The sequence below is a fragment of the Streptomyces sp. NPDC043812 genome, assembly GCF_056436245.1.
In genome coordinates, this window is sequence record NZ_JBWKCY010000001.1 from 327399 (window position 1) to 347568 (window position 20170).

General features: G+C 71.9%; 18 protein-coding genes. 10 read left to right on the forward strand and 8 right to left on the reverse strand.

All coding sequences use genetic code 11. The annotated features are described in order from the left end of the window. The first annotated feature begins 60 nt into the window (after positions 1 to 60). Genes AC067Z_RS01540 through AC067Z_RS01550 form a run of 3 tightly spaced genes read left to right on the forward strand, consistent with a single transcriptional unit; the run spans position 61 to position 4972 of the window. Positions 61 to 1107: an AAA family ATPase gene (locus AC067Z_RS01540; protein WP_478787370.1), complete on the forward strand. Its 1047-nt coding sequence runs from the start codon at positions 61 to 63 to the stop codon at positions 1105 to 1107. Continuing rightward, positions 1107 to 2468 (forward strand): DUF58 domain-containing protein, encoded by a 1362-nt coding sequence (locus AC067Z_RS01545; RefSeq protein ID WP_478787371.1) that lies wholly within the window; start codon positions 1107 to 1109, stop codon positions 2466 to 2468. Before AC067Z_RS01540 ends, AC067Z_RS01545 begins: the two co-directional genes overlap by 1 nt. Continuing rightward, positions 2465 to 4972 carry a transglutaminase TgpA family protein gene (locus tag AC067Z_RS01550; RefSeq protein WP_478787372.1) on the forward strand — a complete coding sequence of 836 codons (2508 nt, stop codon included), beginning with the start codon at positions 2465 to 2467 and terminating at the stop codon, positions 4970 to 4972. The genes AC067Z_RS01545 and AC067Z_RS01550 overlap by 4 nt, the downstream gene beginning before the upstream one ends. A gap of 227 nt (positions 4973 to 5199) precedes the next feature. Here the strand turns inward: AC067Z_RS01550 and AC067Z_RS01555 are convergent, their stop codons facing one another. The 3 genes from AC067Z_RS01555 to AC067Z_RS01565 form a co-directional block, all read right to left on the reverse strand. After that, positions 5200 to 5595, reverse strand: coding sequence for a DUF3040 domain-containing protein (locus AC067Z_RS01555; protein WP_478787373.1), 396 nt, complete (start codon positions 5593 to 5595; stop codon positions 5200 to 5202). A gap of 248 nt (positions 5596 to 5843) precedes the next feature. After that, positions 5844 to 6632 (reverse strand): methyltransferase, encoded by a 789-nt coding sequence (locus AC067Z_RS01560; protein WP_478787374.1) that lies wholly within the window; start codon positions 6630 to 6632, stop codon positions 5844 to 5846. 78 nt (positions 6633 to 6710) lie between these two features. Beyond that, positions 6711 to 7259, reverse strand: a complete 549-nt coding sequence (locus AC067Z_RS01565) for an SAV_6107 family HEPN domain-containing protein (RefSeq protein WP_478787375.1) — start codon at positions 7257 to 7259, stop codon at positions 6711 to 6713. Between the two features lie 156 nt (positions 7260 to 7415). Here AC067Z_RS01565 and AC067Z_RS01570 point away from each other — a divergent pair, with 156 nt between their 5' ends. The 7 genes from AC067Z_RS01570 to AC067Z_RS01600 all read left to right on the forward strand — a co-directional run bounded on the left by AC067Z_RS01570 (position 7416) and on the right by AC067Z_RS01600 (position 15667). After that, positions 7416 to 8255, forward strand: coding sequence for a PP2C family protein-serine/threonine phosphatase (locus AC067Z_RS01570; protein WP_478787376.1), 840 nt, complete (start codon positions 7416 to 7418; stop codon positions 8253 to 8255). A gap of 52 nt (positions 8256 to 8307) precedes the next feature. Continuing rightward, entirely contained in the window at positions 8308 to 9303 is a 996-nt protein-coding gene (locus AC067Z_RS01575; protein WP_478787377.1) for an MASE1 domain-containing protein, read from the forward strand. A 135-nt stretch (positions 9304 to 9438) separates the two neighbouring features. Then, positions 9439 to 10416: an ABC transporter ATP-binding protein gene (locus AC067Z_RS01580; RefSeq protein WP_478787378.1), complete on the forward strand. Its 978-nt coding sequence runs from the start codon at positions 9439 to 9441 to the stop codon at positions 10414 to 10416. Further along, entirely contained in the window at positions 10388 to 12475 is a 2088-nt protein-coding gene (locus AC067Z_RS01585; protein ID WP_478787379.1) for a YhgE/Pip family protein, read from the forward strand. Before AC067Z_RS01580 ends, AC067Z_RS01585 begins: the two co-directional genes overlap by 29 nt. A 28-nt stretch (positions 12476 to 12503) precedes the next feature. Beyond that, complete coding sequence (locus tag AC067Z_RS01590; protein ID WP_478787380.1) at positions 12504 to 13118, forward strand: TetR/AcrR family transcriptional regulator; 615 nt, start codon at positions 12504 to 12506, stop codon at positions 13116 to 13118. 401 nt (positions 13119 to 13519) lie between these two features. After that, entirely contained in the window at positions 13520 to 14140 is a 621-nt protein-coding gene (locus AC067Z_RS01595) for a DUF4126 domain-containing protein (RefSeq protein WP_478787381.1), read from the forward strand. Between the two features lie 30 nt (positions 14141 to 14170). Continuing rightward, positions 14171 to 15667 (forward strand): phytoene desaturase family protein, encoded by a 1497-nt coding sequence (locus AC067Z_RS01600; protein WP_478787382.1) that lies wholly within the window; start codon positions 14171 to 14173, stop codon positions 15665 to 15667. Positions 15668 to 15733: 66 nt separating this feature from the next. Here AC067Z_RS01600 and AC067Z_RS01605 read toward each other — a convergent pair whose 3' ends face one another. From AC067Z_RS01605 to AC067Z_RS01625, 5 genes are all read right to left on the reverse strand, one after another. Next, positions 15734 to 16615 (reverse strand): hypothetical protein, encoded by an 882-nt coding sequence (locus tag AC067Z_RS01605; protein WP_478787383.1) that lies wholly within the window; start codon positions 16613 to 16615, stop codon positions 15734 to 15736. A gap of 51 nt (positions 16616 to 16666) precedes the next feature. Next, on the reverse strand, positions 16667 to 17584 hold the full coding sequence (gene metF, locus AC067Z_RS01610; RefSeq protein ID WP_478787384.1) for a methylenetetrahydrofolate reductase [NAD(P)H]: 918 nt from the start codon (positions 17582 to 17584) through the stop codon (positions 16667 to 16669). Between the two features lie 159 nt (positions 17585 to 17743). After that, entirely contained in the window at positions 17744 to 18394 is a 651-nt protein-coding gene (gene thiE, locus AC067Z_RS01615; protein WP_478787385.1) for a thiamine phosphate synthase, read from the reverse strand. A 147-nt stretch (positions 18395 to 18541) separates the two neighbouring features. Next, positions 18542 to 18907 (reverse strand): Rv2175c family DNA-binding protein, encoded by a 366-nt coding sequence (locus tag AC067Z_RS01620; RefSeq protein WP_478787386.1) that lies wholly within the window; start codon positions 18905 to 18907, stop codon positions 18542 to 18544. 90 nt (positions 18908 to 18997) lie between these two features. Beyond that, complete coding sequence (locus AC067Z_RS01625) at positions 18998 to 20167, reverse strand: NAD(P)/FAD-dependent oxidoreductase (protein WP_478787586.1); 1170 nt, start codon at positions 20165 to 20167, stop codon at positions 18998 to 19000. Between the last annotated feature and the right edge of the window lie 3 nt (positions 20168 to 20170).

Consider the following 20170-nt stretch of genomic DNA (forward strand, 5'->3'; position numbering starts at 1 on the left):
TTCGGGGTGGGCCGTGCCGTCTGAAGTGCACAGGCCCTAGAACGGGCCGAGGAGGGCCGGGTGACGACCTATGACGATCGAGCGAGCCTCACAGATCTGACCACGACTGCGGAGCGTGTCCGCAGGTCGGTGGAGAGTGTGATCGAGGGCAAGCCTGAGGTCGTACGGCTTTCGCTGACAGTGCTGCTCGCCGAGGGACATCTGCTCATTGAGGATGTCCCAGGCGTCGGCAAGACGATGCTGGCCAAGACGCTGGCGAAGTCCATCGACTGCTCGGTTCGGCGAATCCAGTTCACGCCGGACCTGCTGCCTTCGGACATCACCGGTGTGTCGATCTTTGATCAGCAGCAGCGCGAGTTCGAGTTCAAACCGGGTGCGATCTTCGCGCAGATCGTGATCGGCGACGAGATCAACCGCGCCTCGCCGAAGACGCAGTCCGCGCTGCTGGAGTCGATGGAGGAGCGCCAGGTCACCATCGACGGCCACAGCTACGAGCTGCCGAACCCCTTCATGGTGGTGGCCACGCAGAACCCGGTCGAGATGGAGGGCACGTACCCCCTGCCGGAGGCCCAGCGCGACCGCTTCATGGCGCGCGTCTCCATCGGGTACCCGAGCCCGGCCGCCGAGCTGCAGATGCTCGACGTGCACGGCGGGGTGTCGCCGCTCGACGATCTGCAGCCCGTCGCGCACGCGCACGACATAGTGAAACTGATCGAGGCGGTGCGCGAGGTCCACGTCGCCGAGTCCGTCCGCAGATACGCGGTGGACCTCGTCGCGGCCACTCGCAGCCACTCCGACCTCCGGCTCGGTGCGTCCCCGCGCGCCACCCTGCATCTGCTGCGTGCCGCCAAGGCCTCCGCAGCCCTCAGCGGCCGTGAGTACGCCCTGCCGGACGACGTCCAGGCGCTCGCCGTGCAGGTGCTCGCCCACCGGCTGCTGCCCACCGCCCAGGCCCAGCTCAACAGGCGCACCGCCGAGCAGGTCGTCCTGGACATCGTGCAGCGGACCCCGGTGCCCACGACCGGCAGCCCCGACGGCGCCTACGTCACGGGCCGCCAGGGTCAGCCGCCGCTCTACGGCCAGCAGCCCGGCGCCCGGCGGCTGTGATGTCCGCCGGACGGGCCGCCGCGCCTCCGGGCCCGGCAGCCGAGGACCCCAGCGGGGTCCGGGCGGCGCTCGGCGGGCTCACCACCCGCGGCCGCTCCTTCCTCGCCGCCGGAGTGGCCGCGGCCGCCTGCGCCTACGCGCTGGGCCAGAGCGACCTGCTGCGCGTGGGACTGCTGCTCTCCGTACTGCCGCTGCTCTGCGTCGCCGTCCTCTACCGCACCCGCTACCGCGTCGCGGCCAGCCGCCGGCTGACCCCGGCCCGTGTGCCCGCCGGAGCGGAGGCGCGCGTACATCTGCGTATGGACAACGTCTCGCGCATGCCCACCGGGCTGCTCATGCTCCAGGACCATGTGCCCTACGTGCTGGGGCCACGGCCACGGTTCGTGCTGGACCGGGTGGAGACGGGCGGCCGGCGCGAGGTGTCCTACCGGGTGCGGTCCGATCTGCGGGGGCGGTATCCGCTGGGCCCGCTGCAGCTGCGGCTGAGCGACCCGTTCGGCATGTGCGAACTGACCCGCTCGTTCAGCGCGTTCGACACCCTCACTGTCGTGCCGCGCACCGAGGCACTGCCCCCGGTGAGCCTGGCGGGCGAGGCGTCGGGTTACGGCGACGGCCGCCAGCGCACGCTGGCCCTGGCCGGCGACGACGACATCATCCCGCGCGCCTACCGCTACGGCGACGACCTGCGCCGGGTGCACTGGCGCTCGACCGCGCGCTACGGCGAGTTGATGGTCCGGCGCGAGGAACAGCCGCAACGGTCCGGCTGCACGGTCTTCCTGGACACCCGCGGCGGGGCATACCAGGGAGCGGGCCCCGACTCGGCCTTCGAATGGGCGGTGTCGGCTGCCGCGTCCGCCCTGGTGCATCTGCTGGAGCGCGGCTTCGCGGTCCGGCTGCTGACCGACACGGGAACGTCGGTGCCCGGCGAGGGCGCCGAGGGATTCGCCGGGTCCACCCAGGAGTCCGCCGACTCGGCGGGGCTGATGATGGACACCCTCGCGGTCGTCGACCACTCCGACGCCACCGGGCTGTCCGCCGCCCACGACATCCTGCGCGGCGGCGGCGAAGGACTGCTGGTCGCCTTCTTCGGCGATCTGGACGAGGAACAGGCCGCGCTGGCCGCCCGTATGCGGCGGCGCACCGGCTCCGCGGTCGCCTTCCTGCTGGACAGTGAGGAGTGGGTGACCGGCGGCGCGCAGACGGGCCCGGTCGAAAAGCGGCTGCGGCAGCTGCGCGAGGCGGGCTGGACCGCGCTGCCGGTGCGGCCCGGCACCCCGCTGGCCGATCTGTGGCAGCAGGCGGGCCGGGAGCGGGTCGCGGCACCGCACGGTACGGACGGGTTCTCCGGGGGGTGGTCATGAGCGGTCGGGCACGGCTCGCGCTGTGCGCCTTCGCCGCCACGTTGTTGGCGGGGGGAGCAATGCTGCCGCTGGTCGATCAGGTCGGCTGGATGGTGCAGGCGATCATCCTGCTGGCGCTGCAGAGCGGTGTCGGCGCGCTTGCCCGGCGGGTGCCGCTGGCCAGACCGCTGACGATCGCGGTGCAGGCGCTGGGCACCTTGCTGGCACTCACCTTGGTGTTCGCGCGGGAGGAGGCGATCGCCTGGCTGCTGCCGGGGCCCGACGCCTTCGCGCGGTTCGGCGAACTGTTCGGCTCGGGCTACGACGACGTCAGCCGGTTCGCGATCCCGGCCCCCGCGACCGACGGCATCCGGCTGATGCTCATCGGCGGTGTGCTGGTGATCGGTCTCGCCGTGGACGCACTGGCCGTGACGTACCGCAGCGCGGCGCCTGCGGGTCTGCCGCTGCTCGCGCTCTACACGGTCGCCGCCGGTCTCTCGGACGGCGGTGCGGGCTGGCTGTGGTTCCTGCTGGCCGCCACCGGCTATCTGCTGCTCCTGCTGGCCGAGGGCAGCGACCGGTTGTCCCAGTGGGGGCGCGTGTTCGGCGGCTCGGGAGGCAGGCCGCGTTGGGGCGGCGCGTTCGAGCCGAGCGGGCCCGCGCAGGCCCCCGTCCGTACGGGGCGGCGCATCGGCGCGGTCGCGCTGGGCGTGGCGCTGGTGATCCCGGCCGCACTGCCGGCTCTCGACGGCGGACTGCTCGACGGCACGGGCGGCGGGGCCGGTTCCGGGGTGGGCGGCGGCGGGACGATCTCGGCGGTGAACCCCCTGGTCTCCCTGCAGGACAGTCTCAACCAGCCGCAGGACCGTGAGGTCCTGCGGTACCGCACCAACTCCCCGGACACCCAGGGGATGTATCTGCGGATCGTGGCCCTGGACCGCTTCGACGGCACCGCGTGGCGGTCGTCGGAGCGCAAGGTCCAGGGCGTGCCCGACCGGCTGCCCGAGCCTCAGGGCCTGAGCCCCGCGGTCGGCGTCACCGAGGTCAGGACGAACCTTTCCGCGGCGGGCGCGTACAAGCAGAGCTGGCTGCCGATGCCGTATCCGGCGACGAAGGTGGCCATCGACGGGCGCTGGCGCTTCGAGCCTGCCGGGCGGACGCTCGTCGGCGATCGCGGCCAGACCACGGGCGGCGTGCAGTACTCGGTGAACAGCCTCGTCGTCCGGCCGACGCGGGAGCAACTGGCCGCGGCGTCGCGTCCGCCGGCCGATCTGCTGCGCGAGTACACCCGCGTGCCCGACCTCCTCCCGGAGACGGTCCGGGACACCGCCCTTCAGATCACCAAGGGTGCGGCGAACGACTTCGAGAAGGCGACGAAGCTGCAGGAGTGGTTCGCCGAGGACGGCGGCTTCACCTACAACACCCAGGTCCGCTCGGGCACGGGTGTCACGGCGATCAGCCGCTTCCTGGAGCAGAAGGAGGGCTTCTGCGTCCACTTCTCGTTCTCGATGGCGGCGATGGCTCGGACCCTGGGTATTCCGGCCCGGGTCGCGGTGGGGTTCACCCCGGGCACCGCGCAGTCCGACGGCACGATGTCGGTCGGTCTGCGCGACGCGCACGCCTGGCCCGAGCTGTACTTCGAGGGCGTGGGCTGGACCCGCTTCGAGCCGACCCCGAGCCGCGGCTCGGTGCCGGAGTACGCGCAGGCGGAGACCCCGTCGAGCGACGCGGCCGACCCCAGGCAGCCCGCGGAGGACGCCGCCCGCCCGTCGACCGCGCCGGTCGCCCCGGACGCCTGCCCGGAGTCCGAGCGCCGGCTCGGCGAGTGCGGCGCCGAGGCGCCGCGCGATGTCGCGCAGCAGACGGACGAAGGCTTCGACTGGCTCTGGTTCCTGTTCGTGTCCCTGGGTGTCGTGGTCGTGCTGCTGGTGATCCTGCTGCCGTTCCTGTGGCGGCTGCGTGTCCGCACGCGGCGGTTGAACGCCCTGGGGCCGGTCCCGCCGAAGCCACCGGGCGCCGGGACGGCACCGGGCCCGGAGCCCGCCGACGAGTACGACGCCGTCACCGCCTCGGCGACCCGCGGCGCGGTGGCCGTGGACGACCGGGCGGGGACCCTGGCGGTCTGGCGGGAGATCACGGACACCGCCTGGGACCTCGGCATCGCCCCCGACGAGTCCCAGACCCCGCGGAAGGCTGCGGCACGCATCGTCAGGCTCGGCAAGCTGACGGACGAGCCCGCGGCGGCGATGCACCGCACGGCCCGAGCAGTGGAGCAAGTGCTGTACGCCCCTGTCCCCCGTCCCGCCCCGGGCCTGGCGGACGACGCCGTCCACATCCGGGCGGGCCTGCGCGAGGGCGTCGGCCTGGGGACCCGTGTACGGGCGCTGTTGCTGCCCCGCTCGTCCGTCCGGGTGGTGTGGGCGCTGTCGGACCGCTGGACGGCCCTCACGGCCCGCTGGAACGTACGCCGGCTGCGCCTGGACCGCTGGACGGCTGCCCGTCGGCCGTCGAAACAACGGGGCTGAGGGCAGGGACCCGGCCACTGTCTGACGCCCCTGCTCCCGGACGACGGTCCGGGAGCAGGGGCGTCAGGACGACTGGGGGACCCAGGGGGCGCGCGGCACTGCAAAAGCGGGTGAGGAGCGACGCGCAAAGGCGCCCAAAAAAGGTGAGGGGCGACGCTCAACCGCGTCGCCCCTCACCCTTCCTGCAACCGTCCGGTCCGCGTCTCCGCGCGAGGCGCGGTCGCGGGTCACTGACCCTGTTGCTCGTCGCGGCGGCGCTGCCACCGCTGTTCGATTCGGTCCATCATCGACCTACGCTGATGGGGCTGCCGGCGCCCGGCCGGACCCCCTGGGGTCTGCTGCTCGCCCGGTTTCGGCGCTTTGCGCCAGCCGGTGACCGCAAGGACCGCACAGCCGAGCATCACGAGGAAGCCCACCACGCTGATCCAGATCTGCTGCGCGACCATTCCGGCCATGAGGAGCGCGATACCCACCAGGAAGCCTGCGACTGCCTGGTAGACCCGTCGCCGGGTGTACGTACGCAGCCCGCTTCCCTCAAGCGCTGTAGCGAACTTGGGATCTTCGGCGTACAGCGCTCGCTCCATCTGCTCGAGCATTCGCTGCTCGTGCTCCGAGAGCGGCACGGAGTCCTCCTCGTCGTCGGTCGCGGGGGCGACCGGTAAGCGGCCCTTTCAGGATAGGCAGGGATTCGCCCCCGTGAAACCCGCCCTCTCGCCGATCGCCAGTCCGGGCCGCCATGCCCGATCGAAGTGCTGAGGCGTTGATTCCCCATCCTCCGATCCGTCATGCCGGACGGTGTCCCCCGATCATACGGGGCGGACGCCACGATCGGGGGGTCTGTGGCGTACTCCATGTGCGGCTGCGCTGCTGATCAGCCGCGCTTCTCGCCCAGTACGTGCAGTTGGGTGGCGACCGCATGGAAGGCGGCCAACTCGGCAGCAGCCGCTTCCAGCTTCAGCAGGGCGTCGAGGGCGCCGGGCTCGGTGTCCACCAGGACGCCGGGCACCAGGTCGGCGAAGACACGCACTCCGTGGACCGCGGACACCTCGGCGCCCGCGTCGGCCACGATCTCGGTGAGCTGGTCGGCGGTGAAGCGGCGGGGCACCGGGTCGCCCTCGCCCCAGCGGCCGGCCGGGTCGGTCAGGGCCTGGCGGGCCTCGGTGAAGTGCCCGGCGAGCGCTCGGGCCAGGACCGCACCGCCGAGCCCGGCGGCGAGCAGGCTGATCGCTCCGCCGGGGCGAAGCGCGGCCACCGCGTTCCGCACGCCCTCGGCGGGGTCGTCCACGTACTCCAGTACGCCATGGCACAGGACCGCGTCGAAGCCGCCGCGGTCGACGACGTCGAACAGCCCGTGGACATCGCCTTGGACGCCACGGACCCGGTCGGCGACGCCCGCTTCCGCGGCGCGGCGCTCCAGGGCGAACAGCGCGTTGGGGCTGGGGTCGACGACCGTCACTCGGTGGCCGAGGCGGGCGACGGGCACGGCGAAGTTGCCGCTGCCGCCGCCGGTGTCCAGGATGTCGAGCTGGTCGGTACCGGCCGCCTTGACCCGGCGGTCGAGGGCCTCCTTCAGGACCTCCCAGACCACGGCGGTACGCAGAGAGGCACGGGAGGGTCGCGGTGGGGTCTCCCCACCGGAGGCAGGGACAGGCTCCGGCACGGCAGTTGGCTCCTCGGACGTTGTGCTGGTGAACTCAGCCCACCCTATTGCCTCGACCGGGCGCGGCAGCGCTCCGTCTCACCCCGTGACGCCCTCCCGCCCGGTCCGCAGGGGCTGTTCGGCCCGCGGCTGGGGCAGCACGGGCTGCAGGACGAGCATCCGCTCGACCAGTCGCAGGAACATCGCGGCGTCACGCAGCAGGTCGTCGGCGTCACGGGTGCTCGCCGCGCCCTGTATGCCGGCCTCGGCCCGCGCCCGACGCTCCGCGCCCGACGCGAACAGCATGCTCCACTCGGCGAGCTCGGGCGCTATCTCCGGCAGGACCTCCCAGGCGCTGCGGATGCGCTGCCTGCGCCGCGGGCTGGTCTCGGGGCGGCCACGGGCGGCGAGCACGGCCGCGGCGGTGCGCAGAGCCGCGAGGTGGGCCGTGGCATAGCGCTCGTTGGGCATCTCGAGGGCGGCCGCCTCGTCGAGACCTGTGCGGGCCTGGGCGAGCAGGTCGAGGGCGGCGGGCGGTGCCGAGGCGCGCCGCAGGACGGGGTGGACATCGTGCGCCGGTCCGGTCGATGAGGGGGCAGGGCCTGTGGCGCGGCGCCGGGATGCGGCGGCTGCGGAGTGGCTGGCCATGACGAGCCTCCTGTCGTCGTGTGACGGCACTGTGGCCGTATGTGTCCATCGTGGAGGCCACCACTGACAATCGAGCCTGACCTGCACATTTCCCTGTGGAGCAGGGCGTTCGCGGCGACTAGGGTGGAGTCAGGAGTGCGGGACATCGGAGCCGTCATGCGCGGACATCGGACGGACCCGCCCGACAGTGCGCAGAAACTCCTTGTCACCCTCGGGCAGCTCGTCGACCAGGCCCTGGAGCGGATCAAGTTCCAGCGAGCGCGGGTCGAGCTGGCCATGGCGCTGCAGCGCCACATGCTCCCGCCCGGGCTTCCCGAGCTGCCGGGACTGCACATCGCGGCCAGGTACACGCCGTCCCAGGACGGGCTGGACGTCGGCGGTGACTGGTACGACGCCTTCGCCATGAAGGACGGGTCGCTGGCGCTCGCGATCGGTGATGTGCAGGGCCACGACGTGGAGGCCATCGCCTTCATGGGGCAGGTCCGCACGAGTCTGCGGGCCATCGCCGAGGCGACGACCGACACCCGGGAGGTGTTGGGCCGCGCCAACGACCTGCTCATCGCGATGGGCTGCGGCCGCTTCGCCACATGCTGCTTCCTGCGCTTCGATCCCGTCAGCCGCGATCTCACGGTGTCCCGGGCAGGACATGTGCCCATGGTCTGGGCCAGCTCGAGCGGGCGCGGGGGCATCGCTCTCGACAACGGCGGCCCGCCCCTGGGCATCGTCCCGGGAGAGATCTACCCGGTGACCCATCGGCGACTCACGGAGGCCGGGGTTCTTGTGCTGCTCACGGACGGGGTGGTGGAGGGGCCCGACTACCCGATGGAGACCGGTCTGACGGAAGTCGCCCGCCTGGTGCGCGCGGGCTGGGACGCCGATCCCGACGTGCTCGCGTCCGCCGTCGTCAAGGTCGCCGATCTGACGGGACACAGCGACGACGCCGCCGTTCTCGTCGTCCGCTACGACGGCCCGCGGGAGCCGGTCGACCAGGAGTAGCCGGTCCGGCCGCCGACGTGCCCCCGTGGCCCTCCGGGCGGAGACTGCTGACGTGCGCCCTGCAGAGATCCACCGCTACGGGCCTGCCCTACTGCGCATCGTCGCCGTGGCCGCACTCTACTACGGGGCCGCCCGGCTCGGGCTCCTGCAGCAGCTGGTGCGGGGGCAGGTCACCCCCCTGTGGCCGCCCACCGGCGTCGCGCTCGCCGGTCTGCTCGTCCTGGGGCTGCCGGTCTGGCCGGGCGTCGCGCTGGGCGCCTTCCTCGTCAACGTGTCGCTGGGGCCTTCGTTCCCCGCCGTTCTGGCCATCACCGCCGGGAACACCCTGGCCCCGGTGTGCGCGTACCTCCTGCTGCGACGGGTGGGGTTCCGTGTCGAACTGGACCGGCTGCGGGACGTTCTGGCACTGGTCTTCCTCGGCGCGCTCGCCGGGATGCTGATCAGTTCGACGACGGGCAGCGGCGTGCTGGTGCTCGCCGGGGCGCTGACGGCAGCCGATTTCTGGCCGACGTGGTCGGTGTGGTGGACCGGTGATGCGATGGGCGTTCTCGCGGTCACGCCGTTCCTGCTGGTTCTGCGCAGGGCTCGATGGCCGGCCGCTGCCGGGCCGGGCCGCTGGGCGGAGGCGGTGGCGTTGACGCTCGGGACGCTGTCCGCGACGCTCCTGGCGACACGGACGGGCAACACCTCCCTGCTGTTCCTCGTCTTCCCGTTCCTGATCTGGGCGGCATTCCGCTTCCGCCTGGCAGGCGCCGCACCGTGCGCGCTCGGGGTGTCGACTCTGGCAATCCTGGCCGCGGCCGCGGAGAGCGGCCCGTTCGCCGGTCAGGAGCTGTTCTCCAGCATGGTCATCCTGCAGGCGTTCAACGGGACGACGGCGCTGACGGCTCTCCTCCTCGCCGCCGTCATCACCGAGCGGAACGAGACCCACGAGCAGATCAAACGGCTCTGTGCCCGGCTCACGGAGATGGTGTCGCAGATCGAACCGCGGGTGGGGCCGTACGACGACCCCGGGCAGAACGGGGAATCACCGGATCGCCGGCCCTGATGACCTGGGCACTCCCCCGCCACAACTGAGCGCGACCGAGCCGGTTTTGCTTCCCGCACGCCTTCGGGGGTACTTTCTGTACTGACCAGTCAGTTCAAAGGGTGGGTGGCAGTGGGGAAACAGGGGGTGGGGTCCATGGAGAGCCCGCACGGGGCGGCCGTCGTCGCCGATGGCTTCGGGTTGAAGGGCCCGCGTGGCTGGGTCTTCCGCTCGGTGGACATCGACGCGGGGCCGGGCTCGCTCGTGGCGATCGAAGGGCCTTCGGGGTCCGGACGCACCTGTCTGCTGCTCGCCCTCGCCGGGCGGATGCGCCCCTCCGAGGGCCGGGCCGAGGTCGCCGGCCTGCCGTTGCCGCGGAAGATGGCCGCGGTGCGGCGGATCAGCGGGCTCGGGCCGGTCCCGGGCGTGAGCGACCTCGACCCGGCGCTGACCGTGGCCGAGCACCTGCGCGAACGCGCGCTGCTGCAGCGGCACTTCGACGGCTCGCTGCGCACGCTGCTGCGCCCGCGCGCCGAGCGGGCCGCGGAGGCCCGCCGCCGTATCGACGGCGCGCTGGAGACCGCCGGACTCGACCTGGCCTCGCTGCCCAAGCAGGAGCGGACGGCGGTACGCGACCTGGAACGGCTGGAGGAACTGCGGCTGTCCGTGGCGCTCGCGCTGATCAGCGGCCCCCGGTTGCTCGCGGTCGACGACATGGATCTCAAGCTCTCCGACGCCGGACGCGCCGAGGCATGGGCGCTGCTGAGGTCGGTGGCAGCGGGCGGCACGACCGTGATCGCGGTCTGCAGCCAGGCTCCGCAGGACGCGACGGTGGTCCGCACGACGGACACGCCCCAGGGCGCGGACGCCGACAGGCCGTCCGAGCCCGTCACGGAGCCTGCCGGCACCGCCGAATCCCCCGTGGCCCCGGACACCGGGGCCACGGACACCGATGCAGCCGACGCGACGGTCACCGACGAGCCCACGCCCGCCGACGCCGACACGGACGCCGACGAGCCCACGCCCGCCGACACCGACACCGACACCGACACCGACACCGACACCGCGAACGACGAGACCGACACGACCGAGGAGGGGGCAGCCGATGCGCTCGCCGAAACTGGCCGCGCTTGAGCTGAAGCGCTTCGGCAGGGGGAAACTGCCGATCGCCGCGCTGGTCGCGGTCCTGCTGCTGCCGCTGCTCTACGGAGCCCTGTACCTGTGCTCCTTCTGGGACCCGTACAGCAAGCTCGACAAGATCCCCGTCGCCCTCGTCAACGACGACAAGGGCGCCACCGCCGCGGGCAAGAAGATCACCGCGGGTGACGAGATCACCAAGGGCCTGCGCGACAGCAAGGTCTTCGACTGGCACGAGGTGAGCGAAGCCGAGGCACGCAAAGGCGTCGAGGACGGGGCGTACTACCTCTCGCTGACCATGCCCGAGGAGTTCAGCGAGCGCATCGCCTCCAGTTCGGGCGACTCCCCCGAGACCGGCGCGCTCCAGGTCCGTACGAACGACGCCAACAACTACATCGTCGGGCAGATCTCCCGGACGGTGTTCTCCGAGGTGCGCACCGCGGCGTCGACCAACGCCTCGCGCTCGTTCCTCGACCGCATCTTCATCTCGTTCTCCGACATCCATGACGCGACCGAGAAGGCGGCCAAGGGTGCCGACCAGCTCAAGGACGGGGTCGGCAGGGCGAAGAAGGGCTCGAAGGACCTCGCCGACGGGCTCAAGGACGCGAAGGACGGCAGCGGGAAGCTGGCCGGAGGCATCACCAGGCTCAACAAGGGGGCGGGCGAACTCGAGACGGGGTCCCGGCAGGTCGCCGACGGAACGCAGGTGCTCGCCGACAAGGTGAACGGCATCGCCGCAGATGTGCGTCCGTACCTCAAGGACAACGGGAAGACGATCGGCGACACCGCGCGCCTGGTGGCCGACTCCTCGCGGGCCGTGCGCCACAACCTGGACATCCTGGTGAAGACCGCCCCGGGCACGGCCCGTCTCGCCCACAAGTCTGCCGACGAGCTGAGCGAGCTGTACCGCACCCGTTGCGAGGAGAATCTGCTCCCCGATCCGGAGTTCTGCCCGGCGCTGCAGCGCGCCAAGGTCACCGCGGCCGACGTCGCCGCGATCGCCGACGACGTCAACGCCCTCGTCACGGACAACAACGGCGATCTGAAGACGCTCAACACCCAGCTGAAGAAGCTGGAGAAGCAGGCCGACGCCCTCGCCGAGCGCTCCCCGCGGCTGGACGAGGACCTGGAGTACGCCGTCGGAAAGATCAACGAGCTCAACACGGGCGCGCACAAGGTCGCACGCGGCGCGGACACCCTGCACACCGGCCTGTCCACCGCGAAGACCGGCTCCACCGACCTGGATTCCGGCGTCGGCAGGCTCAAGAAGGGCGCGGGCGATCTGGACGGCGGGCTGTTCAGGCTGTCCGGCGGCTCCAAGGAGCTCGCGGGCGGGCTGAACGAGGGCGTCGACAAGATCCCGGACTACGGCAAGAAGGACCGCGACCGGCGTACCGAGGTGATGGCCGACCCGGTCCAACTGGCGGCCCAGTCCCTGCACAAGGCGCCCAACTACGGCACCGGTTTCGCCCCGTACTTCATCCCGCTGTCCCTCTGGGTCGGCTCGATGGTCGCGTACATGATCATCCAGCCGCTCAACCGCCGTGCTCTCGCCGCGGGCGCTTCCGCCTGGCGCATCGCGCTGGCAGGCTGGCTGCCCGTCGCCGCCATCGGTCTGCTCCAGGTCGCCGCGCTGATGTCCGTGCTGCACTGGGGACTCGGGCTGAAGATGGCGCAGGCCGCGGGCACGGTCGGTTTCCTCGCCCTGGTGACCTGCTGCTTCGCGGCGATCATCCAGTGGCTGAACGCCCGTTTCGGCGCGGCCGGCCGGATCCTGGTACTCGCGGTGCTGATGCTGCAGCTGACCTCCGCGGGCGGTACGTACCCGGTGCAGACGAGCCCGGCGTTCTTCAACGCCATCCATCCCTTCCTGCCGATGAGTTACGTGGTGGAGGCGCTGCGCAGGCTGATCACCGGCGGCGGGCTCGGCCCGGTGTGGCAAGCGAGCGTCGTTCTGCTCGCCTTCACCGCGGGCGCTCTCGCGCTCACCGCGGTGTCCGCCCGGCGCAAGCAGGTGTGGACACTGGACCGGCTGCACCCCGAGCTGACGCTGTGACGGGAGGCGACCTGTGAGAATCGATGTCATGGACAGCAGCAGCACCAGACGGCGGGCGACCCGCGCCAAGCTCTACGAGGCCGCGGTGACCCTCATCGCCGAGCAGGGGTTCTCGGCCACCACGGTGGACGAGATCGCCGAGCGGGCAGGGGTCGCCAAGGGCACGGTCTACTACAACTTCAAGAGCAAGACCGAGCTCTTCGAGGAGCTGCTCCGCTTCGGCGTCGGGCTGCTGACCGCGTCGCTGCAGGAGGCGGCGGACGAGACGACCGGACGCGGCGGCTCCAGGGTCGAGGCGCTGGACGCCATGATCAGGGCCGGCCTGGTGTTCATCGACCGCTATCCGGCCTTCACCCAGCTGTACGTCGCCGAGTTGTGGCGTACCAACCGCGCCTGGCAGTCGACGCTGCTCGTGGTGCGGCAGCAGGCGGTGGCGGTCGTGGAGACGGTGCTGCGCGAGGGTGTCGAGGCAGGCGAACTGAGCGAGGACATCGACATCCCGCTCACGGCCGCGGCGCTGGTGGGAATGGTGCTGGTGGCTGCGCTGGACTGGCAGGCGTTCCAGCGCGAACGGTCCCTGGACGACGTGCACGGGGCGCTGTCGCTGCTGCTGCACGGCCGGGTGAGCGGGCGCCGGGACTGATCCTGCGCGGAGCGCAGAGCCCCGAACGCGAGGGCCCGGGCCGGATGTTCCGGCCCGGGCCTTCGCGTGTCCCCCGTCCCCGTTTCCCCCGTTCCCCCGTCCCCGTTTCCCCCGTTCCCCCGTCCCCGTTTCCCCCGTGGTCCGAAGAGCCCCTTCCCCCGTTGTTCCCCCGTGGTCATGGGCCCTTCGGCGTTCTCCCCGTTCCGGCAGGGGTGCCACGCCGTTCCGCCGCCCCGTGTCGTCGGTGCCGGCGCCGCGCCCCTTCCGTGGTCTCCACTCTTCCTTTCACGCAGGTGGCACCCCATCCGCCCGCGTACTCATCTCGGCCACTAGGTACGGATACTCAGCTGTCCGTGCTCAACCCCAGCGGGCCCTGCCGCCGGCTGGTTACGATCGCGTCCGTGTCCGTACTCCCCCTCGTCTTCACCAGCGGCTGGGCCAGCGGGATCAACGCCTATGCGGTGGTCCTGCTGCTCGGCATCTTCGGCGCGACCGGTCTCACCGACGAGGTGCCGCAGTCGCTGCAACGAACCGACGTCTTGATCGCCGCGGGCGTGCTGTTCCTGTGCGAGGCGGTGGCGGACAAGGTCCCGTACGTCGACTCGATATGGGACTCCGTCCACACGGTGATCCGTCCGGTCGCCGGCGCTGTGGTGGCCGCGCTGCTGGCCGGGGAAAGCGGATCACTGCCGGAGCTCACCGCGGCCGCCGTCGGCGGTTCGACGGCACTGATGAGCCATCTGGTCAAGGCCGGGACGCGGATGGCGATCAACACCTCGCCGGAGCCGTTCAGCAACGTCGCCGTGAGCCTCGCGGAGGATCTGGGGGTCGCCGGGATCATCACCTTCGCGATCTTCAACCCTGTCGCCGCGGCGATCATCGCGGGCACGCTGCTCGTGCTCGGGATCGTCATAGTGGCCTTCCTGGCCACGCGGATCCGCCGCTTCCGACGGCGCAGGGCACTGCGCCGCGAGGAGAAACGCCTGGCGGCGGCCGGGGTTGTCCGCAGGCCACCGGAGTGAGTGTCGGCGGCGGCCGATAAGGTCGCCACCATGGCACGGATTGCGGTGATCGGCGCCGGGATGGGCGCGATGGCGGCTGCTGCCCGGCTGGCCACGGCGGGCCACCGGGTGACGGTGTACGAGCGTTCGGCGACCCACGGCGGTTCGGTGGGCCGCTTCGAGCGCGACGGTTTCGCCTTCGACACCGGTCCCGGTCTGCTCCATCTGCCCGCGGTCTGGCGTGACTTGTTCGTCAAGACGGGCAAGGAGCCGCTGGAGCGTTGCGTCACCATGACGCAGGTGGATCCGGCGAGCCGGCACATCTTCGCCGACGGCACGGCCGTGTCCTTGCCGAATGCCTCGCGCGCGGGCGTCGTCTCCGCGCTGGACGCCGCCCTCGGGCGCGGATCGGGTGAGCGCTGGGGCGAGTTCCTCGGCCGTGCCCGGGACGCGTGGGAGCGTTCGCGGCGTCCGCTGCTGGAGGAGCCGCTGCCCGCCGACCGGTCCCGCCTCGGCCAGGACCCGTATCCGGCGCTGCGGCAGGGGCTGTTGCGGCGCACGGCCCGCACGCTCGGCGAGGTGGGCAGCCGCGAGCTGCGCGACCCGCGCCTCGCGGCCCTGCTCGACAGTCATGCCGCGGCGTACGGACTGGACCCGCGCACCGCACCCCCGTCGGCTGCCGTCCTGCCGTACATGGAGCAGACCTTCGGCTCCTGGTACGTGGTCGGCGGCCTGCGGGCCCTCGCGGACGCCCTGTACGAGCGGTGTCTGGCCCGCAAGGTGGAGTTCGTGTTCGGCGACGCCGTGACGCGGGTTCTGGAGAAGGAGGGCCGCGCGGCGGGACTGGAACTGGAGCACGGCGGCGCGGTCGAGGCGGACGTGGTGGTCTCCGGGGCTCCGGTGCCGGCACTCTTCCGCGACCATGTCGTGGAGTGGGACGGCCGGGACGAGCCGCCGCACCGGCCGTCGCGGATGCGGACCGGGCGGGTGAGCGTGCTGCTGGCGCTGCGCGGCGCGCGCCCGGCGGACGCGGTGCACCGCACCGTGGTGCATGGGGCGGACCCTGCGGCAGAGTGGGACGCGATCGACGTCGGGCGTACCTGCCCGAGCCCCACCGTGACCGTGCTGCGCCCCGACGACCCGCAGCTGCGGCCGGACGACGACCACGAGGGCATCATGCTGACCGCCACCGTTGCGGGCGCGCTGGACGGCGGGGAGACGTGGGCGGATGCCGGCGGCCCTCTGGCGGACCGCATGGTGGCGGCGGCGGAGGCGGCCGTGCCCGGACTGCGCGAGCGGATCCTGTGGCGCGAGGTGCGCACCCCGGACGACACCCGTCGCGAGACGGGCTCGGCGGAGGTCCCGGCACCGGCGCTCGCTGGAGCCGACGGAGCGTTCCTCCCCGCGGCCAACAGCGGGGCGCTGCCCGGTCTGTACTTCGCCGGAGGCTGGGCCCACCCCGGCGGCGGGCTGGCGCATGCGGGCATGTCGGGCGCGCTGGTGGCGGGGCTGATCGTGGAAGGCGCGGATTTCCGGGGCTCGCAGTGAACGGGTGACCGGCCGACACCGGAGCCCGCTGCGCCGCGCGGGGCGACGGGCGGCCCCGGGGGCGACTCAGAAGCGGTACTGCTGCTCGTTGTACTCCGCGTCATAGCCGTACGGTGACGGCTGCTCCTGCGGCATCGGCGGGACGTTCTGGTCGCCGTCGCGCTGCTGGGGGACCCAGACGCCACCGGGAGGCGTCTCGCCGTACGGCTGCGCGTAGGGGTCGGCGTACTGCTGCTGGCCGCCGTAGCTGTCGTAGTTTCCGTACGTCGCGTACTGCTGTCCCCCGACGTACGGGTCCGAGTAGGCGGCGTACTGCTGCTGGCCGCCGTCGTAGTCGTACTGGGACGCGTAGTCGGGCTGCTGCCGGCCGTAGTCGGCGTATGCGTCGTAGGCGCCGTAGCTCGTGCCGTACTGGGCTGCCGCGTATTCCTGCTGCTGGTCCTGATACTGCCCCTGCTGGGGCGCCTGCGCCGCGTACGTCTCGTCGGTGTAGATGCCGTACTGGCCGGTGTCGTCAGGCAGCGGCTGCGGCTCGTAGACCGCGGGCCGGTCGGGGGCGTCCGCCGCTTCGCCCCGCTCGTTGTCGAGCGGCTCGTAGGACTCGTAGGACTCGTAGGAGAGGTCGGTGACCTCCAGAGTCGGTTCCCGTTCCGCGTCTGCGGCGCCGGACCGGCGGCGCCTGCTGACGCCCGGGCTGCCGCCGAGCGCCCAGCCCGTGGAGAAGCCGCGCCGGAAGGAGAGGGTGACGTACGTCTGGCCGACGGCGAAGGCGGCCGCGCCGAGCGCGATCACCACGACGGAGGGCAGCAGCACGCCTATGACGACACCCAGGAATCCCCCGAAGGCGAGCAGCCGCCAGCGCAGCCGCGCCTTGTACTGCAGAAGCACCTCGCCCAGCAGCCACAGCGCGACGATGCCGAACGCGATGTAGAGGACCGTCCAGCCCATGCCCGCCCCTCTCCAGCGGCCGCAGCCCCGGTGCGGGGCGGGTGCGGCCGGTCACGACTGCTCGTGCAGTCCGAGATTCTCGTAGATTTCGAGCGTCGCGGTGGAATTGTTGAGCGTGATGAAGTGCAGCCCCGGGACATCCTCGGCAAGCAACCTCGCGCAGAACTCCGTCGCGAACTCGATGCCAATGGAGCGTACAGCGGCCGGGTCGTCCTTGACCGAGAGGATGCGCTCTTTCAGTTCCCCGGGGATCGCGGCGTTGCTCAGCTCAGGGAACCGTTCGAGCTGCCTGACGCTGGTGAGCGGCATGATCTCCGGGATGATCGGGGTGTCGCAGCCGGCGGCGACGACCCGGTCGCGCAGCCTCAGATAACTGTCCGGGCTGAAGAACATCTGTGTGATCGCGTAGTCGGCGCCTGCCCGGCATTTGTCCACGAAGTGCTGGGTGTCCGTGTCCCAGTCGGCGGAGCGCGGGTGCATCTCGGGGAAGGCCGCGACGCCGACACAGAAGTCGCCGGACTCCTTGATGAGCCGGACCAGCTCCGCGGCGAAGGTCACACCCTTGGGGTGCTTGACCCAGTCGGCCATCGGGTCGCCGGGCGGGTCGCCACGCAGGGCGAGGATGTTCCTGATACCGGCGTCCGCATACTGGCCGATCATGTTGCGCAGTTCGGCGACCGAGTGGCCGACCGCGGTGAGGTGGGCGACCGGGGTGAGGGTGGAGTCGGCGGCGATCTTCTGGGTCGCCTTGACGGTGCCCGCGCGGGTGGATCCTCCGGCGCCGTAGGTCACGGAGACGAAGTCGGGCGCGACCGCCTCGACCCTGCGCAGCGCGTTCCAGAGGTTGCGCTCGCCCTTGTCGCTCTTGGGCGAGTAGAACTCGAAGGAGTACGTCGTCTCGCCGGTCGCGAGCATGTCACGCACAGTGCGTGCGTGATCCGTCCGTGTGGAAGCAGTGCCGAGGGCCATACCGGCAGGTTAGCCAGGCCTCGCGGGTCTCCCAACCGCATCCGGGGAATTTGTGGGTTTTTGCCCGACTGCTGTCCACCCCTTGGACACCCGTGAGACACCCGGAGTCGATCCAGCGCCGCCGCGCCGCCCGTGACGGACCGCCCGGGACGGACCGGGTCAGACGGCGTGCGCCCGGACCCGCTTGGCCAGATCCGCGCTCGCCGCGCCCGGATCGTCGGCTTCGGTGATCGCCCGTACGACGACGACCCTGCGCGCGCCTGCGTCCAGCACCTCGTCCAGATTGCCCGCGTCGATGCCGCCGATCGCGAACCAGGGGCGGTCGGTGCCGAGCGAAGCCGCGTGGCGCACGAGGCCGAGGCCCGGGGCGAAGCGTCCCGGCTTGGTGGGCGTGGGCCAGCAGGGGCCGGTGCAGAAGTAGTCGACGCCGGGCTGCACGGCTGCCGCGTCCACCTCCGCCTCGGCGTGCGTGGAACGGCCGATCAGCACCTGCTCGCCGAGGATCGCCCGGGCGGCCGGGACCGGCAGATCGCCCTGGCCCAGGTGCAGAACGTCGGATCCGATGGCGTGCGCCACATCCGCGCGGTCGTTCACCGCCAGGAGCTTTCCGTGACGGCGGCAGGCATCGGCGAAGACCTGGAGGTGCTCCAGCTCCTCGCCCGCCTCCATCCCCTTGTCGCGCAGCTGGACGATGTCGACACCGCCGGCGAGCACGGCGTCCAGGAACTCGGCCAGGTCGCCCTGGCGCTTCCGGGCGTCGGTGCAGAGATAGAGCCTGGCGTCATCGAGCCGTGCGCGAGCCGTGGACATGGGTGCTTCCCCCCGCTGGTTGTACTGGTGCACCGGGCACGGCGGCAGAGGCCGAGAGGCCCCGCCGCCGCACCCGTGCGCTGTCGGTTTCGCACGGGACGTGCGGGCGCCCACGGAAGGCGGACGCCCACGGATCCTCGCAGGTCGTCAGACGGCGAGCGCCTGCGCCCGGCGCTTCACCTCCGTGCCGCGGTTCTCGCTGAGCGCCTGCGCCGGTGTGCCCGGCAGGGTCGGGTCCGGAGTGAAGAGCCACTCCAGCATTTCTTCGTCGGTGAAGCCGTCGTCCCGCAGGAGCGTCAGGGTCCCGGAGAGACCCTTGACCACCTTCGTGCCGTCGATGAAGGCGGCGGGCACCTGCAGGGCCCGGTTCTCACCACGGCGAACGGCGATCAGCTGGCCATCCTTGACCAGCTGCCGCACGCGCGTCACCTCGACATCGAGCATTTCCGCGATGTCCGGCAGGTAGAGCCAGGCGGGGACGAGAGCATCAATTTTTGCGTCAATCTCGGTCACGGGAACAAGCCTGCCATCTGGGACCGACAGCCGGTAGCCAACGCAGGCGCTGCCGGGTGGTTCAGGACCGGAGGCGCCGAGCGGTACGCCCTATTCCGTGGCCGCCTTCAGCGGGACGGACGGGTCGGCGGCACGGACCGGATCCAGCCTCGCGCCGGCCGCGACGAGCTTGCGGCCCTGCGCCAGGTCACGCGGCCTGTCGACGGCGAGCAGCGCGACGAGCGCCCCCTCTCGCAGCCAGAGCACCGACCAGTCCGCGTCCGTCTGCGGGTCGCCGCGCCGCACGAGCGTGTCCGCCACCGGATGGTGTCCCGCGTACTGGACGAACCGGCCGAACTGCTCGGACCAGAAGTACGGCACCGGGTCGTACGCCTGAAGCCCCGCGCCGCCGATGATGTTGGCGGCGACCGTGCGAGGGCCCTGCAGGGCGTTGTCCCAGTGGTGCACCAGAAGGCGCCCGCCGTAGCGGCCCGACGGGTAGGAGGCGCAGTCGCCGACCGCGTACACATCCGGTGCGGATGTGCGCAGGTGGCGGTCCGCGACGATCGCGCCGTCCGGGCCCAGTGCGATGCCGGTGCCCGCGAGCACGGCGGTCGCGGGACGGGCCCCGATGCCGACGACGACGGCCCCGGCCGCGAGCCGGCGTCCCGAGGCGAGCAGGACGGAGCCCTCCTCGACGGCTGCGACGCGTTCGCCCGTGAGCAGTTCGACGCCCGCCTGTGCGTACCAGTCGGCCATGGGAGCCGCGATCTCGGCGGGCATCGATCCGGCCAGCGGGCGGTCCGCGGCCTCGACGACGGTCACGGCGCAGCCCGCCTCACGGGCTGCGGTCGCGAACTCCGCACCGATCCAGCCCGCGCCCACGACCACGATGTCGTGCTGCCTCGCCAGCACGGGCCGCAGCCGGTCCGCGTCGTCGAGCGTGCGCAGCAGATGGACCCCGGGGACGCCGACGGCCCCGGGCAGTGTGACGGGCTCGGCCCCGGTGGCGAGGACCAGGACGTCGTACGGGACGGCTCCGGCGGCGGTGTCCACCTGATGGTCCGCGGGCCGCACCCCGGTCACCTCGCAGCCCAGCCGCAGTTCGACGTCGAGCGCTTCGAAGTCGATGTCGAAGGCGGAGTCCTCGGCCTTGCCGAGCAGGATCGCCTTGGAGAGCGGGGGCCGGTCGTACGGCTGGTGCGGTTCGGCGCCGATGAGGGTGACCGGCCCGGTGAAGCCGCCTTCGCGCAGGGCGACGGCCGTCTGCACCCCGGCCATTCC